We start from the raw sequence: 4,347 nt of genomic DNA on the forward strand, positions 1-4,347 counted from the left end.
CCCCCCCCGCGAACACCCCCTCCATCTTCTCCGGGTCCATATCCAACTCCACCGGGAACCTCGACCGGATCAGATTTTCCCGATCCGGGAAATACTTTTTGAGGAAAAACAGCAACATATTCCTCGCCTCCCTGTTGTAATCCCCATACATCGTCACCTTCCCGAAACAATACTTCACATCCGGATTCCTCACCACAATCGCCCCCAACCCATCCCACAGATTGTCCAGCGCAAAGAGACTCTTCGGATTGTTCCTCGACTGATACGCCGGCTGCACGAACGACCTCCCCAACTCTAGCGTATACGGCAGATACTTCTCCCTGAACCTCTCGCTGAACTCGAAATAGTGCTCCGTCGACAGAAACTTCGGATACCTCGACCTCGGAATGATATACCGATACCCCCCCATAATCTCCCTCGCCGCCGGGTCCCACGCAATCAACTGCGTATACCCCCCCTGCACCGTATCCAACTCATCGATATCCAGCCCCCTTCCCGTTCCCCCGCCCCCCTCTCGGAACGACAACTCCCGCAACCGCCCGATCTCCCTCATCACATTCGGACACTCCTCCGCCCTCAGCGTGTAGAGTACATTCCCCCCCTTGTTCGTTTTTCTCCATACCCTTTCCGGCGTCAGCTCCGCCTCCAGCAACTCCCGCGCCACAGGGGCGATAATCGGCTCCATCGTCATGATCTCAGAGATTTACAACATAAGTTTTCAGTGCCGCAAAAGTAACGATAAATCACATATCGCGAAAGAAATCGCCCCCACCCCCCGTAACTTTCGGCGAAAACCCGCCCCCGCACCTCATCCCGAAAAATAAGCGTACCTTTGTACCGATGTACCAGCCCACCATAAGCACCGACCAACTCGACACCTGCCCCCTCTGCCACTTTCCCGGCCGGATCCTCGTCGTAGACAGCCCCGAGACCCTCCTCGAAGCCGAACGGATACTCTCCGGCGCCACCCTCCTCGGCTACGACACCGAGACCCGCCCCTCCTTCGAGAAAGGCATCCGCCACCCCCTCTCCCTCATCCAGATCGCCACCGCCGACACCGCCCTCCTGTTCCGCGTCCGCCTCCAGCCCCTCTCCGACCCCCTCTGCCGTCTCCTCTCCTCCCCCGACGTCCTGAAAATCGGCGCCGCCCTCCGCGACGACCTCCGCAGCATGCGCCGCGTCGCCGACCTCCTCCCCGCCGGCTTTCTCGACCTCCAGACCCTCGTCCCCCACTGGGGCATCCAGGAACTCAGCGTCAAGAAGATGGCCGCCATCGTCCTGGGCCGCAAAATCTCCAAAGCCCAACGCCTCACCAACTGGGACGCCGACCCCCTCACCCCCGCCCAGCAAGACTACGCCGCCCTCGACGCCTGGGTCTGCCGCGAAATCTACCTCCGCCTGCGCGCCGACGACCCCCGCCTGATGGAACGCCTTCAGGAACAGCACCTCCGTCAGCAGCCCATCTGTCCCGAACCCTCCGCCGCCGCAGCCGTAGGGCGTAAACCCGCCCGCCGCCCTCGCCGCCGCCCCCGTTCCCACTCCACCCACAACACATCCGACAACAACCATGACACAACCCCTTCCCCGTCTGACCCTTCGACCCGGTAAAGAACAATCCCTCCAGCGACGCCACCCCTGGGTCTTCTCCGGCGCCATCTCCCGCGCCGACCGCCAGCCCCAGGAGGGCGACCTCGTCGACCTCTACACCTCCACCGGCGACTTCATCGCCCGCGGCCACTGCAGCATCGGCTCCATCGCCGTCCGCATCCTCACCTTCGACCCCGCCGAGACCATCGACCCCGACTTCTGGCACCGCCGGCTCCAGGCCGCCTACCGCCTGCGCCAGACCCTCCGCCTGACCGACACCCCCGCCACCACCTGCTACCGCCTCGTCCACGGCGAAGGCGACAACCTTCCCGGCCTCGTCATCGACATCTACGGCACCACCGCCGTCATCCAGGCCCACTCCGTCGGCATGTACCTCGTCCGCCACCAGCTCGCCCACGCCCTCCGCGCCGTGTACGGCCCCGAGCGGCTGCACGCCGTCTACGACAAAAGCTCCGGCACCCTTCCCCCCAAGAGCGGCCTCGACCCCGTCGACAGCTACCTCTGGCGCACCGACGACCCCACCCCTCATCCCCTCGACCCCCGCCTCGTGCTCGAGAACAGCCACCCCTTCCGCGCCGACTGGGAAGGCGGCCAGAAGACCGGCTTCTTCCTCGACCAGCGCGACAACCGCGCCCTCGTCGGCCACTACGCCCGCGGCCGCCGCGTCCTGAACACCTTCTGCTACACCGGCGGCTTCTCCGTCTACGCCCTTCGCGGCGGCGCCCTCTCCGTCGACTCCGTCGACAGCTCCGAGAAAGCCATCCGCCTCTGCACCGAGAACATCGCCCTGAGCACCCCCACCGTTTCCCACCGCGAACTCGTCGCCGACGCCCTCGACTACGTCCGCCAGATGCCCCCCGACGCCTACGACCTCGTGATCCTCGACCCTCCCGCCTTCGCCAAACACCAAAAAGCCCTCCCCAACGCCCTCCAGGGCTACAAACGGCTCAACGCCGCCGCCCTAGAGAAGATGCCCGCCGGCAGCCTCCTCTTCACCTTCAGCTGCTCCCAAGCCGTCTCGCGCGAACAGTTTCGTTTAGCCGTCTTCAGCGCCGCCGCCCAAGCCCGCCGCCGCGTCCGCATCCTCCACCAGCTGACCCAGCCCGCCGACCACCCCGTCAACATCTACCACCCCGAAGGCGAATACCTGAAAGGCCTCGTCCTCTACGTCGAGTGACCCTTTTTTGTTCGGAACACCCCCTGTGTGTTTCAACCGGTTTTTTACATTTTATTGTAACTTTTTAAATCGAAACCCTCTTGTAGATACTTTTAGAGGCGATTTCGCTTTTTGAGTTTCAATCGAATTTAAATATAATGTAGTAACTTTTAAATATTGTGTTGTAAAAATGCAACATAATGCAGCAATAGAATCGCCCCGCCCCATTTCGTTTCGACTTGTATAACAGATTGATAAATAGAGTAATAGATTGCCGATTTTCCCGGTATCCGAAGCCCTTCCTCCTCCCCCGCGACCGGCAGAGCCCGAGAACCCTCCTTCCGCTTTTTGGGGGGCTTTTTTCGAGCCCCTAAAATTTTGATTTCCAACCCCTAAAAACCCCCACCGCGAGATACTAAACGCCCCCCGCGCCACGTTTTACCATGAAAGCCCCGAGCAAGATGAAACGCCGTTATTTGATCCTTCTGATCCTCATCGGGTTACAGCAGCTGTCCCAGCCCGTTTCGGCCCTCCAGCAGATCCGCGCCCGTCCCGTGCTCAAAGGCGATAAAGAGTACAACGCCATCCTGCTGCACGTGGCCCAGTACTTCGTTCTGACCATCCCCGATGGCCGCACCGTCGGCGACATCGACGCCGCCGTTCGTTGCACCTTCGTGATCGCCCCCGACGGCGCCCTTCGCCAGCTGGAGATCGAGAACGAGACCGACGGCTGGACCGGTTTTTTCGAAGGGAAAAGCCGCACCGAGATGTGGCTTCGCGACGCCGTTTTAGAAGGGATGCGTCGCATCCCCGCTTTTGATATGAGCCGGATCCGCGCCTCGAAATCGGCCAAGAAACGCACCGTCGTCTTCTCTTTCGGCCGTCCCGGCACCTCCACCGACATCCCCTCGATGGGTTTCCACCAAGAGTCCGTCGACGCCAATACCCGGCAGTCTATTTCCGAACAACAGCAAGCCATTCGCGACGGCAAAGCCGTGAGCGAACAGCCGCGTTACGGGATGACCCGCTCCGAAGCCGAGCGTCGTTATCGGAACCAGACCCCCGCGTGGGCCGGTTTTACCGACGAGAACATCCGTTCGACCATGCGTCCGAAGTACGAACCCGACCGTCAGTCCTTGCCGGTACTTCGTCCTTCTCATCCTCGTCCGCCTCGTCGCGACAGCCTTCCCCCGTTGGAAATCGCCGTGACCCTGCAATAGGACGAGTGTAAAACCATCGATTTTCGTTTGGCCATTCGCGTCAGAACCGACTTCTTTGTCACCGCACTAACAAAGATTTGTGCCGCCGGCAGTTTTAGGATGCGCAGCATCCGTCTGAAGTCTTTTTGGTTCTTTTTCTTCAGAAAAAGAACAGTACCCTCAAATCATCGCGCGCCCCGCCTTAGGAGGGAAATCGTCAAAATGCACTTGTGCGTTTTGACAAGATTTCCCCAGGCGCGCGAACAAAGAGTTGGGCTGAGGCGGTTAAGCGATACGTAGTATCGCTCCGTCCCGCCGGGGTCACCCGGACGCCGCCCGCGCAGGGCAGTTTCAGGCGGGACAAAGCTCAACCGCGCGCCACGC

The 4,347-nt window shown here is 61.0% G+C and carries 4 protein-coding genes; 3 read left to right on the plus strand and 1 reads right to left on the minus strand.

What is annotated here, in order from left to right; all coding sequences use genetic code 11:
- The coding region (locus QZ302_RS08890) for a GNAT family N-acetyltransferase (protein ID WP_294594593.1) at positions 1-685 on the minus strand (685 nt) is incomplete at its 3' end.
- Between the two features lie 155 nt (positions 686-840).
- On the opposite strand from QZ302_RS08890, the gene QZ302_RS08895 reads away from it, so the two are divergent.
- From QZ302_RS08895 to QZ302_RS08905, 3 genes are all read left to right on the plus strand, one after another.
- Positions 841-1,608, plus strand: a complete 768-nt coding sequence (locus QZ302_RS08895) for a 3'-5' exonuclease (RefSeq protein ID WP_294594589.1) — start codon at positions 841-843, stop codon at positions 1,606-1,608.
- Positions 1,568-2,785 carry a class I SAM-dependent rRNA methyltransferase gene (locus tag QZ302_RS08900; RefSeq protein WP_294594590.1) on the plus strand — a complete coding sequence of 406 codons (1,218 nt, stop codon included), beginning with the start codon at positions 1,568-1,570 and terminating at the stop codon, positions 2,783-2,785. The genes QZ302_RS08895 and QZ302_RS08900 overlap by 41 nt, the downstream gene beginning before the upstream one ends.
- A gap of 440 nt (positions 2,786-3,225) precedes the next feature.
- Positions 3,226-3,984, plus strand: coding sequence for a hypothetical protein (locus QZ302_RS08905; protein ID WP_294594591.1), 759 nt, complete (start codon positions 3,226-3,228; stop codon positions 3,982-3,984).
- The last annotated feature ends 363 nt before the right edge of the window (positions 3,985-4,347 follow it).

Source organism: uncultured Rikenella sp., assembly GCF_910579375.1.
Classification (GTDB): Bacteria; Bacteroidota; Bacteroidia; order Bacteroidales; family Rikenellaceae; genus Rikenella.